This is a genomic window from Thomasclavelia saccharogumia DSM 17460 (assembly GCF_000686665.1).
Taxonomy (GTDB): Bacteria; Bacillota_I; Bacilli_A; order Erysipelotrichales; family Coprobacillaceae; genus Thomasclavelia; species Thomasclavelia saccharogumia.
The window spans coordinates 36061-59861 of sequence record NZ_JMLH01000012.1; the positions used below are offsets into that span (position 1 = coordinate 36061).

The window sequence follows — 23801 nt, forward strand, 5'->3', positions numbered from 1 at the left end:
TTTTTATTCTAACTCTTCAATATAAAATTCAAACTATCTTTATATTACAATTTATTTATACTTCTTTTTTTACTTTTATAAAATATTATCGAAGCTAATGCTAACCCTGCAAACAAATATATTATATTTGTTGCATCACCAGTATCTACTGCCACTATTGTATCTCCTGCATTTACCGCTGTATTAGTATCTACTTCATTAGCTATTAGTCCAGCAATCGCTTTTGTTAAAACATCCTTGGCATTATCTACCTGTTCTTGACTTGCTTCTGGATCTTCTAATACTGCTTTGGCTTCATTTAAAGCATCTGTTACTACTGCCCATGACTCAGCACTATAATTAGCACTATTCAACGCTTCTGCCTGATTGATTAGTTCCTGTAATAAATCTTTATTTGGTTTTAATCTTAAATTTAAGAAGGCTTTGACTAATTTGACAAATACTTCATCGACTTCAGCCTGCATTGCATTTTCGTCGGCTAAAACTGCATTTGCTTTATCCAATACTGGTAACATTGCCTGCCATGATGATTCGATATATTTACTTTCATCTAAAGCATTGATATCATCTACTTGTTTTTGTAATGCTGTTTTATCACCTTGATAGAATTCCAACATCTGCATTACATTTGCTAGTCGATCAAAAGCACTATCTACTTCAACTTGTGTAGCTTTTTCATTACTATATACTTCTTTAGCGTTTGTTAAAGCTTCATTAAATTCAGTTACTACGGCTGGTACAACATTTTCTAAATCAGCTTTTTCCGCCATTTCAATAGCAATTTGTAAAGCTAATTTATCAGTTTCAACAATATTTTTAAATACTGGATAATTATTTTCACCACTTATCCATGCACAATATTCAGTATCTAAATTAGCATTCAATTCGTTTAATAATGTTCCATCTGTAAACTGATTAAGATTTAAGCTATTTAAATCTTCAAAATTATTTGTATTTCCAAAACCAGCCTTACCACTTTCATAATAAATATTTTGATAAGTAACTTGATATGATTCACCTGCAACAGATTCATCATATCCGGCCACTACACCACTAAATCGAGGTGCTGTTACATCAGCTTTAACATAACAATTCTTAATGATAGTTGGTGTGTTAGGATCAATACTGCGATTAGCTGCACCAACTAAACCACCTGCTGTTTCTACTGTTCCTACTACTTCACTCCATGCATAACAATTAACCATCGTTGAATTATTAAACATTCCGACGATTCCACCTGTATCATTGCTGCCGCTAACATTAGCTTCAACACCACAATTTATAATTGTCGCATACATCGTTCGTCCAACTAATCCGCCAACTTTAGCTTTACCAATTATATCAGCATTTCTGAGCTCAACATTTTTAATCGTTCCGCGTTCTAATAAACCAATCAATCCAACATTTTCTCCTTGTGGCTGATTTATCGTTAAATTAGAAATCGTATGTCCATCACCATCAAAAACACCATTGAATACAGCTGCTGGTGTATATTTATAATTTTGCATATCTAAATCATTAGTTAATTTAAAATATGATTGCATCTTTTCCCCACTATTGATTTCACTTGCAAACAATAATAATTCTTTTTCTGAGTTAATTAAATATGGATTCTCAACAGTTCCTGCACCTGTAAATTCATATTCTAAAGATGAATCAAGATTCTGATTATATTTATTTCCAATTGTTAAATTATCTAAATAACCATTAATACCGTTAAACATTTTATTTGCTGGTAAATATGATGTTGCTGAATGTGATGAAACACTCGCAGGTCCTTCAATTAAAGTAGGATTATAAGTAATACCATCAATTTTTAATAATGTTGTTGCATTAACACCATGAATATATGTACTTGTTAAAGTAATATTTAACCATTCATCTAGTGGTAAATCAACATTGTATGTATAAATATATTTACCAACTTTAAAACTAACGCCATTATTTTGATAATTCAAATAGAACGTACAAAAATCATCAGTAAATAACACAGCATCATCACTTTGTGTGCCATTTAAATATAAATCAAAATTGACTGTATAAGGATAACCAACACTTGCAAACGGTAAAGAAAGATTACTTTGTGGTTTAAGCTGTAATACTTTTCCATTAAGATATCCTTCATTCATTGTTGCAAGATCAGCAGCTTGTACTTGAGCATCATAACTATTTTCTAGATCACTAATTTTCAGATCAGTCATTTCTTCAAAATCATATTTAGCGATAATACTTGAATTTGTAGCCACATACTTTCTTGGATTAGCACCAGGGGCATAGTCACCAACTTGTTCAAATGCTGCTACAAAATCATTGCCGCTTTCAAAACGATCATCATCACCATACCAGCTCTTTTCACTAATTACACCGATATAAGATAAAACGAGATCCAAAACATCAAAATCATTAGCCCAAGAACGATCATTCCAATTACAGAAAAGCGTTCCAATGATTTGCGGATTTCCCCGTAACAAATCATATTGAGCATAATAATTACGTGAAGCTATATAAGTCGGATTACCAATTCGATGGGTATCAAAATCACTGCATCCTCTCCATGTATCATAGAAAGTTGCCATATCTACATAACCATTATGCAGACCATTACTATTACCTGGAATCAAATACATGCTATTAGAAGTTGAATTGATGATTTCAAAACCATCTGCTAAAGCTTGTTCAACCCGCTGATCAGCAGAATCCCAAATTTGATTAACAACATTCTTAGAATCAATTTCATTAGCCCCATAATAAACAGAAAGATTACCCCAAAAATAGACCTTATCAATATTATCTTTTGATAGACAATATTGAGCTAAATCATTAATGTAACGACGCATATTTTCGTTTGTATTAGATGATTCATCAGTTCCAATATGAACAGCAGCACTTTGGAATACCGGATCATCACCATCTAAAAATTCATCAAAAACACTACTGATCAAATCTAAACATTCATCGTAGTGATTACTTAAATCAAAATTAGAGCCGTTAACTATTTCTGGATCAATTAAATTAAAAATCGTTGCATGTCCAGGTGAATCAATTTCAGTAATAACATTAACACCAAATTGTTTCAAGTTCTTTTGCATCTGACGATAATCATCTTGTGACCATACATAATTGCCATTTTCTAAATTATATGTATTCAAGACCGGATATTTTTTACTTTCTACTACAAATGAAGAACTATACTCGCCACCAAGTCCACTATCTTCATTAATATGAAGATGGAATGTATTCATTTTAAACCAGGCCATATATTTACCCATCTCTTCAATGTAATCTAAATCAAAATAACGTCTAGCCACATCAAGCATTCCACCACGAACAGAATATTGTGGATAATCACGAATAATTCCCATTGGAATTGTATTATGATCTTCATCTTGATATAAAATCTGAGCAATAGAAACGCCACCATAAAGCATTCCCGTATCACTAGGTGCACTAATTACAACCTGGTCACCAATATTAATATAGTATCCTTCATCACCTAGTTCATTTAATTTATCTGGTGTATATTTAATAACGATATCACCACTTACAGAGGCACCTTCGCTTACTTCTAATGTTACTCCTATCATTTCAGTTAAATACATTTGCAGCATTTTGGCACTTGTTTTTGCCATTTGATCTTCATAAATGATCCGAGCTCCGTTTTCAAGTTTAAAATCACCATCTAAACCATACCATTCTTGAAGACCAGGAACAACATTTGGCATTTTATTAGTACCTGTATCACTATATTTACCAGTAACTGTAACTGTTATATTACGATCAAGCTGGCATACTATTTCATTGCTCAAAGTATCTAAAATATTATAAATCAAATATACTTTTTGCTTTGTTAAAGGCTGATAAACATGGCCATTTAAATCAACAACTTGTTCATTACTTGAACCAAATAATACAGCTTGATAGCGATTATCATCTGATTTTGGTAAAACTAACTGATCATCTATAATTTCAGGCTCATTTTTAATACCAGCCATAAACTTTTCTAATTCATTAGCATCATCAAAAATAGCTAATCTCGCTACATTATCTGTTCCTAATTTCCATTCACTATAATTTTCTTGACGATATTGATTCAATGTATCAACAAAACTTTGACTCATCATCTCAGTTTTTTTCATTCCTGTAATAGTTGAAACTGTGACAAGATTTCCAATTGCAACATCAGGTAAATTTTCTTGATTGTAATAAAGATGATCATAATTTGCAAGATTGTCATCTTGTTCAATAAAGCCGCCTATTTTACCTGAATAAGTTCCCCAATGAACTCGTCCTAAATTATAAGAATTAATTATATTTGCTGCTACTGTTGGATTAAGACTACGACAAATAGAACCTGCCAAACCACCTAATGATTTAGAACCACTGACAACACCATTATTGTAGCTGTTTAAAAGATCAGAATTATTTAACATTCCTACGATTCCACCAACATCTTCAAAACCTTTTATCGTTGCATTGTTATAACAATTTAAAATCGTTGCCTGCATACTTCGCCCAATCAATGCTCCAACTTTATATCCACCTTCAACTTTACCACTATCAATTCCCAGGTTTTTAATTGTGCCTCCTTCAACTTGATGGAATAATCCAATATTTTGGCCATTATCTACTTTAATATTAATATTTTTGATAACATGTCCATCACCATCAAAAGTTCCTTTAAAAGGAATAATAGAGCTAAAACCATTAAATTCAATTCCTTTCAAATCAAGATTTGCTTTTAACTGATAATAAGCTGTTGAAAATTCCGTGGCTATATTAACGACCCTTTCCATTTCCTTTAAATCATCAACCGTCTTGATCAAATAAGGATCCTCTAAACTACCATGTCCTGATAAAGTCGTTTTAATAAAAACCTTTCCTCTAAATCCCGGATATCCACTGTTATCTTCAAGCCATGTAAAATAATCAGCAGCTAAATTATTATTTAATTTTATAATCAAATCACCATTACTAAATTCTTCTAAATCAATTGGAATCAAACCAGTACGATTATTGTTATTTCCAATAGCTATTTGACTCTGTTCATAATAAAGATTACTCATGGTAATTTGATAATTATCACTAACCGCGCCTTCATCATAACCAGCAATAACTCCTACATGCTGATCACCACTAACAACAGCACGACTATAACAATTATCTATAGTTGCCATAAACTCTGGATCAATACTACGATTAGCACTTCCAACAATGCCGCCAACAGTTATTTTACCACTAATATTTCCCCAAACATAACAATTTAACATCGTCGAATTATTAAACATTCCAACTATTCCACCGGTATCATTAGCACCTTCAACATTGGCTTTAGAATAACAATTTAAAATCGTTGCCTGCATTGTTTTTCCCACTAAAGCGCCAGTGTGATTACCGCCAATAACAGTTCCACTTTCAATTCCAAGGTTTTTAATTGTTCCACCATCTAAAAAACCTATTAAACCTACATTTTCTAAATCAGGTTTATTGATATTTAGATTCAAAAGACAATACTGATCACCATCTAAAACCCCACTAAAACGAGTAATCGGCTGAAAATCAATTTCATTCATATCAATATCACTAGTTAATTTATAATAAGCATCACCATATAATGCATCATCATTAATGATTTGTGACATTAATACTAGATCTTCAGGAGTTTTGATTAAATATGGAACATCTTTAGTCCCTTGCCCGATCAAACCACATTCAGACATACCATCATTAAATTCTGGATATCCTAGTGCACCTTTGACCCATGGACTATATTCTTCTTCACAGCCACTGTTTAAAGCTTCTAGTAAACGTCCATCTTGAAAAGCAGCTGTCTCTATACCGTTTACACCTGAATGACTGCTATTACCAATTCCTGTTACCGAACTATCATAATAAATACTACTCATGGTAATTTCATAACTAGCTCCAGCAACACTTTCATCATAACCAATTGCACTACCTGCATATTGTTGACCAGTAACTGTAGCTAAACTGTAACAATTTTTTAACACTGTTGGTGTTGCCGGATCAATACTGCGATTAGCACCACCAACTATTCCCCCAGCTGTTACTCCACTACTATTTATTTCTCCCCAAACATAACAATTTAACATCGTGGAATTATTAAACATCCCAACTATTCCACCAACATCATTTTTCCCGTTTACATCTGCTTTACTGTAACAATTAATGATATTTGCATACATCGTTCTTCCAACAAGAGCACCAGTTCTATTGCCACCAGTAATCACACCGCTTTCAATTCCTAAATTTTTTACTGTTCCCCCATTTAAAAAGCTAATCAATCCAATCTGATCACCAGTACTATTGATTACTAAATTAGAAATTGCATAACCACTTCCATCAAGAACCCCAGAAAAACCGCTTGTACTTCCGATCGGTGCAAAATCAATTTCTGTCATATCAATATTTGTTGTCAATTTATAATGAGCATTTAAATAACCATCTCCATTATTTACAAGTGAAGACATTTTAATTAAGTCTTCTTTCGAACTAATTAAATACGGATCATCATTAGTTCCCTTACCCTCAAGATCATTATCTTCACCATGGACAACATAAATTGATATAGAAGCAAAAATAATGAATGTACTTAAAATAATTTTAATTATTTTTTTCATTTCTATCCTCCTTTCATACATCCATTAAGTTTTATTTCACCTCCTCTTTTTTTATTTATTATTAAAACAGTGATTTACTGTTAATAATCAAAAATTAAAAGGCAAGACTAAAAACATTTAGTTTCTGGTCTTGCCTAATTAAAGTAACAATCCTCTATTACTTTAATTATAATTTCTATTAATTAAATTGTCTAGACAATTTAATTAATTACATCAAAATTTTACTTTTTTTAATATAAACATCAAACTTAATAAAGCACTACAAGCAAATAATTCATAAACTGCTGCATTATCACCAGTAGCTACACTTACTGCAGCTTCAGTTTTAACAATATTTACTTCCTGTAATTTTGCCATAGCCTTTGCTAGTGCATATGAAGCATCATCCACCTCTGCCTGGCTGGCTTCTGGATCATTTAATACTATGACAGCTTTCGCTAATGCTTTTTCTACTGCATTCCATGTCTTTGCACTATAACTTGCTTTATTTGATTCATTTGCCAGTTTGATTAAATCATTTAACAAATCTTTATTTGGTTTTAATCTTAAGTCTAAGTATACTTTTGTTAATCCTTCTAACGCACTATCTACCTCTAATTGACTAGCTTCTTCATTCACTAAGACTTCCTGGGCTTTTTCTAAGACTGGTATCATTGCCTGCCATGATGATTCTGTATATTTATTTTCTTGTAATCCCGAGATTTTATTTACCATTGCTTCCAATAATGTTTTATCTGCTCTTACAACTAAGTTATTTATTGCTTCTTGCAACATTGTACAAGCTTCATCGACTTCCTGTTGATTAGCTGTTTCATTGTCCATTACTTCCCTAGCTATCTCTAATGCTTCCTGTAGTGTCTGCCATGAAATGTTAGTGAAATCTTTTTCCTGATATGTTTCTGCTTCTTTGATCAATACTTCTAACGTTGTTTTGTCTACTGCTTCTGTCTTTAATCTTAACTGCAAGAATGCATTTATTAATTCTAAATATATATTATCTACTTCTATTTGTGTTGCTTCTTCATTTGCTAAGACTTCCTGAGCTTTTTCTAAGACTGGTACCATCGCTTCCCAGGTTTGCGTTACATACTTGTCTGAATCCAATCCTAAAATATAATTTACCAATGTTGTTAAATATGTTTTATTTACTTCTTCAGCTTCAACTAAGTTATTCATTGCCTCTTGTAATGCTTCATAAGCATCATCGACTTCTTCTTGCATTGCATTAATATTATCATTTACATCTATTGCATTTTGTAATGCTTCATTTAACCCTTGCCATGAAGCAGCTGTATAATTATTTTCTACTAACTTATTAGCTGTTTCAATTAATTCCTGCAAAGCTGTTTTATCGCCTTTTTCAAATTCCAACATATGCATAGCTAGCGATAATCGGGTAAATGAAGCGTTGACTGTTTCCTGAGCTGCATTATCATCAGCTAAAATTGTTTTAGCTTCCGCTAGTGCTGCATTGAATTCATTTACTACTGCTGGCACTACTTTATCTAATTGTTCTTCAGTTACATTACTTGCCAAATCTACAGCTATTGATAACGCTAATTTATCAGTAGCTATAGTTCCTTTTTCTACTAAATTATCTTTTGCAGCTTGTAAAATAGTGCAGGCTTCATCAATTTCTTCTTGAATCGCATTAACATTATCATTTACTTCTTTAGCTGCAATTAAAGCTTCTTGCAACGTCTGCCATGAAGCAGCTGTATAATTATTTTCATCTAATTCTTCTACTTCATCAATTAATTCCTGTAAAGCACCCTTATTGACATCAGTAACTTTTGATTCCAAAGATATATTATCTAACCAATATTTTCCTGCTTCTTGATCATTATTAAATAGATAGATTTTTCCAATTTCACTAGGTACTTGAGCAGTTTTACGGAATGTCAGATTATCAGCGATCATTGTCTCTTCTTGATCAGGTACAGTAACAAAAACACTATATTTTTGAGCTTTTAAATCAACGGATACACGAAGATGATACATTTCCTTTTGTGTAAATTTAATACTACTTTGGTAATACCCAGTACCATTATAAACGCCAAAGCATCCATCCTTATACATTCTAATAATAATCGGTACTTGTGAATACGCACCATAATTAGAATCACTACTTCCAAGTCCTACGATTGCATTTGTTTGACTTGGCATTAAAGTTGTTATCATATCAAATTCGACATTTACTAAACTTCCTGTACTTGGTCCAAGTTGTTTACTAGCAGATATAGCTCCATTAGTATCTGACACTGTAGATATCAGCGCTTCTTTTGATGGGGCTAAATGTTCACCTAAATAAATGTCTTCTAACCAGTACTTACCGGCTGCCTGATCATTATTAAATAGATAAATTTTTCCAATTTCACTAGGTACTTGAGCAGTTTTACGGAATGCATAATTTTCGGCAATCATTGTTTCTTCTTGATCAGGTGCAGTAACAAAAACACTATATTTTTGAGTCTCTAGATCAATTGATACACGAAAATGATATTTTTCATTCTGAGTAAATTTAAAACCACTTTGTACATAGCCAGTACCATTATAAGCACCAATACTTCCATCTTTATACATTCTAATAATAATTGGTACTTGTGAGTATGCACCATAATTAGAATCACTACTTCCAAGTCCTACGATTGCATTTGTTTGACTTGGTGTTAAAGTTGTTATCATATCAAATTCGACATTTACTGAACTTTCTGTATTTGGTCCAATTAATCTACTAGCAGATATAGCTCCTGAAGTACTTGCCTCAGTAGAAATGAGAGCATCAGCCGCAGGTTTTGGCACTTCTACTGGTGTTGTATAATTAAATCTAATTTCATAGTCTGGACGTTCTGGATATTTACCATCAGTTAATCCAGTATTCAACAAATCAATCAACTTAGAATCTATAGTTGGATTAAATAACTCTGTTTTATAACTAATAATCGAAATGCCATTAGCTATACTAGATAATTTTCGATTACTTCCTTCTAAAATAATGCCATCTAATGCCACATATGATACTCCACCATTAACTATGGCATCAGTAATTTCATTAGCTATATCTTCACCATAGACTTCTTGAACAAAATCTTTTGGTACATAAATTTTATTATCCTGTTTAATTGTCGTTAATTCAGTTCCCCCAACTAATTCCCTAACTCGAGAATTTACTACTGCATATTTTGAATCTTCTTTTACTGCAATACTACCAATCATTTTTTTATTTAACGCTGGTTCTACATCATCAGTTACATATCCTTGTTCAACTAATTTAGATAACTCAGAAAGAAACATAACTGTTGCTGCAGGCGCATAACTTTGTGAAGATCCAATTCCTAAAGAACAACTTGGATTAGGATAAGCACTAATTAATTCAGAACGTCCAACTAATCCATCAGGACGAATAGCATTTGCATTCAATCCTAAAAATGCTTTTTTCACTGCTGGATAATAAGTTTCTTTGTCTAAAAGACCATTATTAATTCCCCATGCTAGAGCATATGCAAAGAAAACCGTGCCACTAGTTTCTGGGCGAATATCATGATCATAATCATCTAGATTCATTCTCCAGAATCCATCTTCACCTTGAACCTAAATCAATGTTGCTGCCATTTTTTTAAATACAGTTTCATATTCTTTACGATCATCAATTCGATCGTCTGGTAGATCTTGTAAAATTTTTGTTAAAGCTGCTATTGCCCAGCCATTTCCACGAGACCAAAGAATTTTTTTACCATTAGGGCTGATCTTTTGATTATTTCCATTACTATCTGGATTATAAGTTGCATTAGGATCATATACATAATTTTTATCTCGATAGAATAAACCAGTTTCTTCATCATAAAGTTCAGCTTTACGATCATCATATAAAGCTCTTAGTTTATCCAGCCACTTATCTTCTCCAGTCAAAAGATACATTTTAGTCCAGTTTGGTAATTCCATATAAAAGAAATCTATCCTGTCCCAATAACCATTTTTATTTTTTAAATCACTAATACTCATTTGTTCCATTTCATTCATAACTGGAACTACATTTTGAATCTTTTCATCACTTGCATCAAAGCCACCTTCAGCAGTTATTGCGTACATATCTAAATAAGTCTGAAAACTAGTATGATTATCAGGAAAATATTTTCCAGTTCTTCCACTATCTGCTTTTGTATTCCATGCAGTATTATTATAAATATTATTACTTCCCCAGCGGTTAGCATAATCGGTATAATTTTCATCACCTGTTAAATAATAAGCTTCCATATTTCCAGTATAAAATACTGATGGAGCCCAAAATTCACTAGTCACTGAATGTCCATGATTATAATTAGTTGCATCATTTCCAGTATTTCCACCTGTTTTGATCCAGTAATCATTTACTTTTTTAGCTAAATCTACTAAAGATTCTGCAGATGGTAAATCAACACTAGAATTATCAATTTCTGTTCCCCAAACTTTAAATTCCGTTAAAGCTGAAAATTTCTTACGTCCATCTACAGGAATTGTCTCTTCACTAACGGGAAGATCTTTTAAACGAACCCATGAAACTACTTTCTTTTCAGGTAATTTAATTGTTTGTGGTGAAGCTAATTTTTCTAAAGTTATTGGCATTTCTGTTCCATCTGAAAATTCTAATGTAGCACTTGGCCAATTTATATCATGGTCATTAGCATTATTGGGTTGTGGTGGATTCCATTGGGCTCTTACAGTAATATCAATTTGATCGATTTCAACATAACGTCCAAATAAAATAGAAAATTCTGAATCAGCTGCTTCATTTCCACAACCCCAAGCTTGATAAGGGAACCCTACATGTGATGAATTGTATTCAAATCCGTCAATTGCATTACGAGCTTCAAATTCACGTTTATTATCAGTTGTTCGATTTGCATAAGCATGAGGGAATACATTGATATCTCCTTTTTGGTTGGGACTTGTAAGTCCATTATCATTTCCATGTAAATCAAAAGGATTTAAAGCAAGATTTCGCCGTTGATTAATTTCTTCTTCTGTGGCAACTCTTGCTGTAATTACTTTTTCTGTATTTCCCGATGTTGAAAATGCGCGTGAATCATAAGGCCAGTTTCCACCACCTAAAGTAGTTCCTCCCGCATCTGTTCCAGTTAAACCTGGAATAACAAAATGAAATTCATTATTTACCAAATATACCAAAGTTTCTCCATATTCAACTGCTGACATATTTGCTGGTTTGCTACTACCTTCTACCCGTTCTTCTTCCAGCATTCCCGTATAATTTGGTACTCCACAATATTTATCTAATTGCACCATTAAATAGTGTACTCCCTCAGGAGCAGTGATAACAATTTCATCCCCATTGGTTTTCGTACTTGAGCGAGTATAGTTTCTTGTGTGTGTTAACACATTTGTCCCAGTTTCTACGACTGTATTATTTTGAATTAATTCAATTTTTACATCTGTATCTGAAGTTGCAGCAGTATCATCGGTTTGTGCATTTAAAATACTAAGGGCATTAACTTCAGTTGATGTAAAAACCATTGCAATAGTTACGATAACTAAGAATGTTTTTTTTATTATCTTCATACTTTTACCTATTTCCCTTCTTTGATTTTTAACTATAACTATTTATTATCTGTTTTTATTTCACCTCCAGTTGATTTATGCAGAGCCTATATAATTTGTCCCAATCATTTATGTAAGCCCTTTCTTTAATAATTATAGATTATTTTTCTCTATTATATTTATATTTATTAAAAAATATTTTATGTTTTTTAATAAATAAGGTTAAAAATATGACTTATTGTCTATTTTTAATCTTAAATCCGTTAATAACAAAAAGCATGATAAAGCAAAATAAGAGGTGATTTCATTAACCAACCTCTTATCTTAAATTAAAAATCCCTTTGATCAATTTTTTTCACTAATTTACATCCTGCACTAGTTCCTATTCTTGAAGCACCTGCTCTAACTACACTAGCCATTTCTTCAAAACTATGGATTCCTCCAGAAGCTTTAACCTCTAATTCATCCCCAACAGTCTTTTTCATCAGCGCAACATCTTTAACTGTTGCTCCACCGCTAGAAAATCCTGTCGATGTTTTAACAAAAGCTGCCTTAGCTTCTTTAGCTAACTGACAAGCCAAAATAATCTCTTCATCACTCAACAAACAGGTTTCAATAATGACTTTTACACATTTATTTCCTGCTGCCTTGACAACTGCTTTGATTTCATCTAAAACCAACTGTTTATTTCCATCTTTTAAAGCACCAATATTAATTACCATGTCAATTTCATCAGCTCCATTATCAATCGCATCCTTAGTTTCAAAAACTTTTACCGCCGTGGTATTAGCACCTAATGGAAAACCAATCACAGTGCATACTTTAACATCACTATCAGCTAACTCTTCTGCACAAAAACTAACCCAGACAGGATTAACACACACTGAAGCAAAATGATACAACTTTGCTTCATCAATAACAGTCTTGACCATCTTTTTAGTTGCATCAGCTTTTAAAATCGTATGATCGATCATTTTATTATAATTCATCATCATTACCTCCATATATTCGTTCAATAGCTTCTTTTACAATAACACTATCCCCAAGATAATCAGCATGACCTACTTCTAGTGAGATAAACTTTTCATGTCCTTTGCCTAAAACTAAAATAATATCATCTTTACAAGCAATTTCAATTGCCTGTTCAATTGCAATTTGTCTTGAAGGAATGATCACACTATTAATATCAACGATTTCAGATTGAATCGTTTTACAAATATCATAAACATTTTCACCACGATCATCTAATTGGGTCAAAATCACATGATCTAAATATTTATTAGCAACCTGTCCTAATTCTTTACGCAATTTATAATTACGTTTCCCTGGAGCACCTAACACAGCAATCAGTCGGCCCCGATTTTGGCGCACACTTTCAACAAATTCAAAAATATCTTCATAATTACTAATATGCTGGCAATAATCGACAATTACTGAAAATTTTTGTTCCGTTTGAATCAGTTCCATTCGCCCTTCAACTGGTTTTACATTTTTTACAGCCTCTAAAACCATATTATCATCACAGCCCATAGCAATTAAAACACATACTAAAGCTAAAACATTATATATATTAAATTTAGCTAATACTGGTGAAGAAACATGAAAAACATTTCCTTTGAAGAATAAATCAAATTCACTATGGTCTAAATACAAACGAATATTTTTAGCCATGACATCACTATTAATTTCAATTCCATATGTCAATATCTTTCCTTTAGTATTATTTCTTATCTGAGAAAAATTGATATCATCACTATTTAAAATTGCCCAATCTGCTGGTTTGATCATTTCAAATAACTTCTGTTTTGCTAAAACATACTGCTCTCTAGTACCATGGAAATCCAAATGCTCAGCACCAATATTAGTCATTACAGCGATACTAAAATTTACACTATCGACTCTTCCTAAAGCCAAACCATGACTCGATGCTTCCATTGCTACAACTTTTACCCCACCACGATTCATCTCATATAATTTACGTTGTAAATATAAAGTTTCGGGGGTGGTATATGGGCAGTCTTCTTTACGACCATTATATTCTAATGAAATAGTTCCAATATAACCAGTATTACAATATCTTGACATCGCATCTTTGATCATTGAAGCGACAATAGTTTTTCCATTACTTCCCGTAACCCCAATGATTTTCATTTTACTGCTGGGATAATCATAAAAAATATTAGAAACTCTATTTAACTCCTCTAACGTATTATCTACTAAAATATAAATAATATTATCATGATAATATGGCAAAGTCTTAGAATAAACAATTACTTTAGCCCCTTGAAAAATCGCATCTTCAACATATCGATGCCCATCAACACTTAATCCTTCAATACAAAAGAAAATTGAATATGGTTTAACATAACGTGAATCACTATGAATTGAATATATTTTCATATCATTATCAATATCATATAATTCATTTAAACGTTTCATTAACCAGCACTTCCTTCCAATATTCCATCATATTTATCAATTTTAATATCAACGATCTCACCAATTAAATCAGCATCTGTCTTAACTTTCACTTTCAAATAATCACTTGCATGACCAATCAGATAATCACCTTCACGTTTTTCAAACAATACCTTGAGTGATTTCCCTATTTGTTTTAAAGCAAAATTTCGATTTAACTCTTTAGACAGCTCTAACAGACGATTTGCTCGCTCATGTTTTATTTGATCCTTTACCTGATCTTTCATTTTAGCAGCTGGGGTATTTTTACGTGGTGAATACGGAAAAACATGTAATTCACTATAATTAACTTTTTTAATAAAATTGTATGTCTGTTCGAATTCTTCATCAGTTTCCCCTGGAAAACCAACAATTACATCAGTAGTAAAAGCAATATTAGGTAAATAACTTCGTATTTTATTAATTTTTTCTAAATATTGAGCTGTTGTATATTTACGATTCATCCGCTTTAAAGTTGCATCACATCCAGATTGCAAAGGAACATGTAAATGATCCACGATTATTTCATTTGAACCAATTAAATCAATGATCTCATCACTGATCTGGCTAGTTTCAATTGAAGAAATTCTTAAACGCATGAGCCCTTCAATTTTTACTAAATCAACTAACAAATCATAAAAACTATATCCCTGCAGATCTTCACCATAACCAGCAGTATGAATTCCAGTCAAAACGATTTCAACATAACCGTTAGCTACTAAACGTTTGGCCTGATTTAAAACACTATCTTTATCTCGGGAACGAACTCGACCACGAGCATAGGGAATAATGCAGTATGTACAAAAATTATTACACCCATCCTGAATCTTTAAAAAAGCTCGAGTATTTTTAAAACGATCAATATTTAAATCTTCAAACTTTCTTAAATTCATCACACTATCAACTTTTACTATCATCTGACCAGTTTTTATATATTCATCTACATATTTAACAATATCTTTTCGATATTGTGTACCTAAAACAACCCCTACCCCTTCAATCTGTCTTATTTCTTCAGGAGCTATTTGACTGTAACAGCCTACTACACATATCGTAGCCTGGGGATTTTTACGAATTGCCTTCCGGATCATCTGTCGTGATTTACTATCTCCGGTATTAGTAACTGTACATGTATTTATAACATAAACATCTGCAGCTTCTTTAAAATCAACTTCTTGATAACCAGCTTCGTTAAATATTTTTAACATTGCATTTGATTCATATGTATTTACTTTACAACCTAATGTATGGAATGCTACTGTTTTCATTTATTCTCCTTATCCTATTTTTTTGATAATTTTCTTATAAGTTTTTTCACCAATAAATTTATGTTCATATAAATATTCTAAAATTTCTGGATCATTTTTTTGATTGATTATTTTTGTTATAACATCCTTGATTAATTGTAGATCGGGATATTCTTGGGTATATTTATCGATCAAACAAATTTCATTAACTAGTTTTTTATTATTAAATTGATAAACTACTTTGAAGTCATCGTGATAAAAATAATCATTTTCTAAGTCGTGACCAACTAACTGTAAAGTAGAAAAAGCTGATCTATATGGCTGCATCCCATATAATTTAATAAAAATATCGATTTCTTTGGAAAAATTTTTTATATAAGATTTGTGATGCTTTAATGTCACCAGCAAATAATCGTTTAGATAGTATTTATTTATAAATGATTCTAAATAAGGTATATAAATGTATTCTCCACTATCAGTATCTTTAAAATTAACTAGTGAAGCTGTTACTTTCTCTATATCATGAAAAAATATTTTTTGTCTTTGTTCATAACTTATATGTTCAAACAAATCATAATTATTAGTTACAAATTTATTATAACATTCATTGATCGTCCTTTTAGCCCTTATTCCTTTCAAAATGACTTCATATGCAAACAAATCCCAAGGATTTTTTACTTTATAATCAAATCCCTCATCGATGATCTCTTTACTTCCATCATTAACAAAACAAAATAAATTAGTTTTATTCAATTTCACTTCATAACGATACTTATATAACAATTCTAATATCTTCATTTACCAATCTCCCTAGCATAACCAATTACGCTTAACATATACAAGGGCGCTGTTTCACTTCGCAAAATTCTTTTTCCTAAAGAACATGAACTGATTTTCAACGCTTCCATCATCTCAATTTCTTTTTCTTCAAAACCGCCTTCACTACCTACAATAATTGTTATTTTATCATTAGATTCCAATTTATCCAAGCATTGTTTTAAAGCTGAATGCTCTCCTCTTTTGGCTTTTTCTTCATAAGCGACTAAATTATATGTCCCTAGATACTCACTGATTTCAGCCAATTTAATAACATTTACAATTTGGGGAATCTTATTTCTCCTTGACTGCTGAGCAGCCTCTTTCAATATTTTTTGATAACGAGCCAGCTTTTTTTCAAACTTTATTTTATCTGTCTTAACTACACAACGCTGTGTTAATAAAGGAACTATCCGACTCACACCCAATTCTGTTGCTTTTTGTAAGACCAATTCAAATTTATCGCCCTTGGGTAAAGCATAAATTAAAGTTATTTCTACATCCAGTTCATTATTTTCACCTATTTCTTTAATAATTTTAATCGATCCTTGTTCAACATCATCGATCAAACAAGAATATACTTGTCCATTTATATCAATACAAGTGATTTCATCACCATTTTTACTTCTCATCACATTTTTTAAATGATGTAAATCATCAGCAGATAAAATCAAATCTTTTTTATTTTCTAAATCTTCATTTATAAAATATCGCTGCATAATAATCCTCCGGTACCATTCTAACATGAAATCACGACTGAGAAAAGTAATAAACGATATCGATTAATAATCATCCAAATTACTTTGATCATAATAAAAGCAAGTACCTAAATACTTACTTTTATTACTTAAATCTCTTTACTATTTTATCTATATACTGATTGGCTATGCTATAAAATATTTGATGTTTATAAACCTTTTTAGAAAAAGATCTTCCATACTCATGATTTAAACAATATCCAAAATAAATAACATTAGAAATCAAGTAAATAGAAATCACCATTATTACCAAACTAGCCAATGGTCCATATAATGTATTATAACGGCTATAATGTTCAACAACATAAAAAAAACCTCCCCCAATCAAAACAATACAACTGCTTGTAAACACAGAACCAATGAGACCATATGAAAGAGGTCTTTTTTCAAATGATAAATAACGATAAAAATAATAAAAAACGATCAATAATCCTAGTAACATTATAATCGGCTTATTAATTAAAATAATATAGTTTATAAAAATCAAACCAGCAATAGCTAAAATCATTAAAACAAATAGAACAACTGCTTTGACCCTCAATAAAATCATATAAGTATCAAATTCTTCATCTGTCTTTGAAATCAACATAAATGAATAAAAAGCATTGCTCGCTAGATAAATTGAAAAACCAGTTGAAATTATCAAAGAAGTAAGATTCCCATAATACTCCTGAGATAAAATATATTCAATAAATGGAGCTAAAATCATCTCTGGAATATAATCATACAGTAAATCAATTAAATTCGGTGAATTTAAAATATCACTTTGAAAGATTCTTAAAAATATAATTAAAGTAGGCAGCAAAGCTAATAGTATACAAAAGCTCAATGAATAGCGTGATAAATTACCTTGGGGTGAAATGAATTTCAATATTACATTATAAAATCTTCTCATATGTCACCTTCCTACTATAATTGTTAACGATAAATTTAAGAACATACTAAAACATCAAATAAAAAGAGGTAAATACTACCTCAATTTACTACAATTTATCATTATACTCTTTCATTAATTTATAATACAATTCTTCTCTACGACCATTTTTTAAATTCCGATTTTTTCTTACATGATCAACTAAAGTATGTTCCATATAAACATAGATCAAGCCTTCCTGCTCACTCATTTCATTAACCTGCATGCCCCATGGATCAAATAAAACACTATGACCAACATAACTTTCATTTGGATCATGACCAACACGATTCACCCCTAAAACATAACATTGATTTTCAATTGCACGAGCTTTCAACAATGTTATCCAATGTTCATCTCTTTCTTTAGGCCAAGATGCAATTACAACGATCATATCACTTTTTTTAGATGCTAATTGAAAGATTTCTGGAAATCTTAAATCATAACAAATAAAACCACTAATATCATATCCATTGATATTACAACATGGAATTTCATTACCGCAATGATAATAATTTCTTTCTTTTAAAAATGGATGAATTTTATCATATCTAAGTAATTCTTTCTGCCCATCAACTGCTATTAAACTATTATAATATAAATCATCTTTTTTACTAATTGCACCATAAATAATTTTAATAAAATATTTTTGTGATAATTCTTTGAAAAAATCATCGATATTTTCATCATACATTTCTTTACATTTCATTGTAAATCCAGTTAAAGTCATTTCTGGAAAGACAATTAAATCAGCATGATTTAATTTAGCAACCTTAATAATATCTTTTACTTCTTTTTTATTTGTTTCTATATCTTCAAAAAACATATCAAATTGTGATATTGCTATTTTCATATTAATCACCCCATCTTTTTTTATTATTATAACAAATTATTATTAGTTTGTTAAATGTTTTATTACATAAAAAAACTAGTAAAATGTAATTCCTATCTATTATAAGATAAGAATACATTTACTAGTTATTTATTAACTTAATAATTTAAAACCATTATCATAGTCTACGATTACGCTACTACCATTCTTGATCGTTCCTTTAATCATTTCACGAGCAATTAAAGTTTCAATATTAGACTGAATAAATCTCTTTAATGGACGCGCTCCAAATGTTATATCATAACCTTGTTCACTAATTACTGCTTTAGCACGATCACTAACAGAAATGACAATCTTTTTATCACTTAAACGATCTGATAATTGCTTAATAAATTTATCAATTATTTTATTAACAACACTTTGATCAAGTGAATTAAAGTAAACGATCTCATCGATACGATTTAAAAATTCAGGTTTGAAATGAGCTTTCAATTCACTGTCAACAGCATTTCTAGTATCCTCATTATTGCCTTCAAGTAAATAATTAGAACCGATATTTGAAGTCATGATAATAATCGTATTTTTAAAGCTTACTAAATTTCCTTTAGAATCAGTGATCCGACCATCATCTAATACTTGCAATAGAATATTAAACACTTCCACATGAGCTTTTTCAATCTCATCTAATAAAACGATGCTGTATGGATGCCGCCGGACTGCTTCTGTTAATTGTCCACCTTCTTCATATCCTACATATCCTGGTGGCGCCCCAACTAATCTAGACACACTGAATTTTTCCATGTATTCTGACATATCAATACGAACAATATTTCTTTCGGTATCAAATAATTGTTCAGCTAATGATTTAGCAACTTCAGTTTTACCAACACCAGTAGGTCCTAGGAACAAAAAGCTTCCAATTGGTCGATTTTCATCATTGATACCGGCCCGTGATCTAAGGATCGCATCAGTAACCTTTTCAATTGCATCATCTTGACCAATTACTCTTACTTTTAAAGCATCATCCAATCGCAATAGTTTTTCACGTTCTGATTCCATTAATTTATTAACAGGAATTCCTGTCCAGCGTGCAATCACTTCACTTACTGTTTCAACCGTTACTTTTTCTTGTAATAGATCATCTTCTTGTTTTGAAGCTTCAAACTGCTGGATTTCTTTTTCAATTTGTGGTAATGTCTGATACTTGATTTTAGAAGCTTCTTCTAAATTACCTTCAGTTTGATATTTTTCCTTTAATGCTTCTAAACGAACCTTTTGATCTTTTAATTCTTTTACATGATCTAAAGATTTTTTCTCTTCTTTCCACTTATCACTTAATCCTTTAACCTGTTCATCCAATGAAGCTATCCGTGCCTTAATTTCATTTAAACGTTTTTCATTATCCTCATTTTTATCTTCTTTTTCAATTGAAATACGTTCCATTTCTAATCGATTCTTCTCACGAGTAATAGCATCTAGTTCTTCTGGTAAAGAATCAATCTCCATTCTAATTGAAGCACATGCTTCATCAATTAAGTCAATTGCCTTATCTGGTAAAAAACGATCTGTAATATAACGCTGTGACATATTTACTGCCCCAATAATCGCACTATCAGTAATCTGAACACCATGATGTGATTCAAATGAATCTTTTAATCCGCGCAAAATAGCAATTGTATCATCCTGGTCTGGTTCATCAACCTGAACTTTTTGAAAACGACGTTCTAAAGCAGCATCTTTTTCAATATACATACGATATTCATCCAAAGTAGTAGCTCCAATACAATGTAATTCACCACGAGCTAACATTGGTTTTAACAAATTGGCTGCGTCCATTGCCCCATCAGTTTTACCAGCACCAACTAATTGATGGATTTCATCGATGAATAAAATAATTTCACCTTCAGCTTTTTTAATCTCATTTAAAACAGCTTTTAATCTTTCTTCAAACTCACCACGATATTTAGCTCCGGCTACTAAAGCTCCTAAATCAAGCTCATATAAAGTCTTATTTTGCAAAGAAACAGGAACGTCATTTTTGAAAATTCGCCACGCTAAACCTTCTACGATTGCCGTTTTCCCAACCCCTGGTTCACCAATTAAGATTGGGTTATTCTTTGTTTTTCGTGATAAAATTTGGATTACTCGACGAATTTCCTCATCACGGCCAATAACTGGATCAAGTTTACCATCAGCGACATCCTTAGTTAAATCACGACCATACTTTTCTAATACTTCGTATTGATTTTCAGGGTTTTGGTTATTAACCATATTATCGCCTCGCATTTCATCAATAACTTTCTTAACATCTTTTCGATTCAAATGATATTCATTTAATAAATCTTTGACCCATGAGCTATTCAATTCAAATAATGCCATAATCAAATGTTCAACACTTAAATACTCATCTTTAAACTTATGCATCTGTTTATCAGATAAATTTATTAACTGATTTAAATCATAAGAAATTCGAATACTATTTATATCTACATTATTAACAACCGGTTTACTTTGAAGTCTATTTAATAACTTATTTTGCAAACTAGCAATATCAACATTGCTTCTTGATAAAACACGATATAAAATACCAGCACTATCTTCCAATAACGCTAATAAAAAATGCTCTATATCTACTACTTGATGACCCTTTTCACTAGCCATCGTAATTGCCTTTTGGATTGCTTCTTGCATTTTGGCAGTCCATTTTTCAATGTTCATGTTCATCACTCCTTTAGCACTCCTCTTTCCTAAGTGCTAACTATATTATATACTTTATTTTAGCACTGTCAACACTTGAGTGCTAATTTTTTGATAATTTTTTTCATGCCCTGTAAAATCAATGGTTTACACGCTCTAAATATTTTTGAAATTGCCATTTTATTGAGGTATGACACCAATTTGACACCAATTTTTTCTTTTTTAGTATCAGAAGTTTATTGCCATCTTCTGGAAGTTCCTCCATCATTTCATACATACGGTTGAGTTCATCAATCAAGGTATATTCTGACACTTCACAGGGGAAATTGTCTGTACCGTGGACACCGTATTCTTCGTATTCGCCATTCAGTCCGATACGCTTCCCAATTTCCTCATAGTGTCTGCGCAAGGTATATATAATAACGATTTTGAAAATTACCAGCAGAAATTTACTGAGTACACCCCCACATTATCAAACGCTCTTTTTTTTATATCGTTTTCATAAACGAAAAAGATTAAACAGCTTGTATACTCGCCATATCACAAACAATCTTTTCAACTGATCTAGTTTATTTTTTATCCTAAGATGTCTGAATTTTTGTATTTAAAAATTTATTATATTATTATTGAAATGCAAAAATTGACACAAATAAAAAGTACAATCTAAATTATTCAAATTTATGATTGTACCTTTAAAAACAAAATTACTATTTAATTATTTTCCAAAATATCTTTCAAGTAATCCTTGTAATGCTTTTCCATGTCTAGCTTCATCTCTAGCCATTTCATGAACTGTATCATGAATAGCATCTAAATTATTTTTCTTAGCACAAGTTGCTAAATCAACTTTACCTGCTGTTGCCCCAAATTCACAATCAACACGCCAAGCTAAATTATCTTTAGTTGTTGCTTTCATATTTGGTTCTAGATCTTCACCTAATAATTCTGCAAATTTAGCAGCATGTTCTGCTTCTTCATAAGCAGCTTTTTCCCAATATAAACCAATTTCAGGATAACCTTCTCTATGAGCAATTCTTGCCATACATAAATACATACCTACTTCTGAACATTCACCTTCAAAATTAGCTTTTAATTGTTCAAAGATATATTTTTTATCTTCTTCAGAAATATCAGGATTATTTTTTACTGTTTTTGCATAAACACCAAAATCATGTTCTGCAGCAAGTTTCATTTCACCTTCTACTTTTTTAAACTTATCTGCACCAACATGACATACAGGACATTCTGCAGGAGCAGCATCTCCTTCATAAACATAACCACATACTGAACATACAAATTTAGCCATTATAATTTTCCTCCACATTCATAAGTTAGTTATTAGTAATTATCAGTAATAATTACTAATATTAGTATAGCTCATTTTTTTTAAATGTCAATAGCAAAATAGCTATTTCTCTTGTAGTTTAATACTTTATTTAATGACATACAAGAATATTTAAACTTTTTTTATTTACAAATTAAACGGTTATGAATATTCATAACCGTTTAAGATTTTTAACATTCTTCTTTTTTACGACAAATCCATAAACCAGCTAAACCTAACATTGCTAATCCCATTAACGGACTTAAAACAACATTATCACCAGTAGCTACACTTGCTGTTGTATCACCGGCTTTGACTGAATTGCTTGTTTCCAATCCCGCAATTGCTTTTGCTAAAACTTCTTTTGCATTATCGACTTCTGTCTGTGTTGCTTCAGGATCATCTAATACCGCTTTAGCTTCATCTAATGCTTTTGTCATCACTGACCATGTCTTTGCACTATAATTTGCAGCATTTAATGTTTGCGCTTTATTAATTAAGTCTTGTAATAGATCCTTATTTGGAATCAATCTTAAGTCTAAGTATGCTCTTATTAATTCTGCATATGCATTATCGACTGCTTCTTG

At 31.3% G+C, this 23801-nt stretch carries 13 protein-coding genes and 1 pseudogene; all 14 read right to left on the reverse strand.

Annotation, left to right across the window (positions count from 1 at the left end):
* Positions 1-44: 44 nt before the first annotated feature.
* Positions 45-6638, reverse strand: a complete 6594-nt coding sequence (locus tag BR82_RS0104310) for a family 20 glycosylhydrolase (protein WP_027089169.1) — start codon at positions 6636-6638, stop codon at positions 45-47.
* A 213-nt stretch (positions 6639-6851) separates the two neighbouring features.
* Positions 6852-9932 (reverse strand): FIVAR domain-containing protein, encoded by a 3081-nt coding sequence (locus tag BR82_RS17870; protein WP_335324202.1) that lies wholly within the window; start codon positions 9930-9932, stop codon positions 6852-6854.
* Positions 9921-12191: pseudogene (locus tag BR82_RS17875) on the reverse strand (glycoside hydrolase family 88 protein); the annotation flags it as partial. The pseudogene BR82_RS17875 and the gene BR82_RS17870, both read right to left, overlap by 12 nt.
* 308 nt (positions 12192-12499) lie before the next feature.
* Positions 12500-13159: a deoxyribose-phosphate aldolase gene (gene deoC / locus BR82_RS0104325; RefSeq protein ID WP_027089172.1), complete on the reverse strand. Its 660-nt coding sequence runs from the start codon at positions 13157-13159 to the stop codon at positions 12500-12502.
* Entirely contained in the window at positions 13149-14609 is a 1461-nt protein-coding gene (locus tag BR82_RS0104330) for a UDP-N-acetylmuramoyl-L-alanyl-D-glutamate--2,6-diaminopimelate ligase (protein ID WP_027089173.1), read from the reverse strand. Before BR82_RS0104330 ends, deoC begins: the two co-directional genes overlap by 11 nt.
* Positions 14609-15895 carry a tRNA (N(6)-L-threonylcarbamoyladenosine(37)-C(2))-methylthiotransferase MtaB gene (gene mtaB / locus BR82_RS0104335; RefSeq protein WP_027089174.1) on the reverse strand — a complete coding sequence of 429 codons (1287 nt, stop codon included), beginning with the start codon at positions 15893-15895 and terminating at the stop codon, positions 14609-14611. The genes BR82_RS0104330 and mtaB overlap by 1 nt, the downstream gene beginning before the upstream one ends.
* A 9-nt stretch (positions 15896-15904) precedes the next feature.
* Entirely contained in the window at positions 15905-16672 is a 768-nt protein-coding gene (locus tag BR82_RS0104340) for a hypothetical protein (RefSeq protein WP_027089175.1), read from the reverse strand.
* On the reverse strand, positions 16669-17409 hold the full coding sequence (locus tag BR82_RS0104345; protein WP_027089176.1) for an RsmE family RNA methyltransferase: 741 nt from the start codon (positions 17407-17409) through the stop codon (positions 16669-16671). Before BR82_RS0104345 ends, BR82_RS0104340 begins: the two co-directional genes overlap by 4 nt.
* Positions 17410-17533: 124 nt before the next feature.
* A complete protein-coding gene (locus tag BR82_RS0104350; RefSeq protein ID WP_027089177.1) occupies positions 17534-18343 on the reverse strand; it encodes a YihY/virulence factor BrkB family protein in 810 nt (269 codons plus the stop codon).
* 88 nt (positions 18344-18431) lie between these two features.
* Positions 18432-19214: a nitrilase-related carbon-nitrogen hydrolase gene (locus BR82_RS0104355; protein WP_027089178.1), complete on the reverse strand. Its 783-nt coding sequence runs from the start codon at positions 19212-19214 to the stop codon at positions 18432-18434.
* A gap of 132 nt (positions 19215-19346) precedes the next feature.
* Complete coding sequence (locus tag BR82_RS0104360) at positions 19347-21911, reverse strand: ATP-dependent Clp protease ATP-binding subunit (protein WP_027089179.1); 2565 nt, start codon at positions 21909-21911, stop codon at positions 19347-19349.
* Between the two features lie 118 nt (positions 21912-22029).
* Positions 22030-22299, reverse strand: coding sequence for an antirestriction protein ArdA (locus BR82_RS0104365; protein ID WP_027089180.1), 270 nt, complete (start codon positions 22297-22299; stop codon positions 22030-22032).
* Positions 22300-22605: 306 nt separating this feature from the next.
* Positions 22606-23196, reverse strand: a complete 591-nt coding sequence (locus tag BR82_RS0104370; protein WP_027089181.1) for a rubredoxin-like domain-containing protein — start codon at positions 23194-23196, stop codon at positions 22606-22608.
* 209 nt (positions 23197-23405) lie between these two features.
* Positions 23406-23801: FIVAR domain-containing protein (locus BR82_RS0104375; RefSeq protein WP_027089182.1), on the reverse strand; the 396-nt coding region annotated here is incomplete at its 5' end.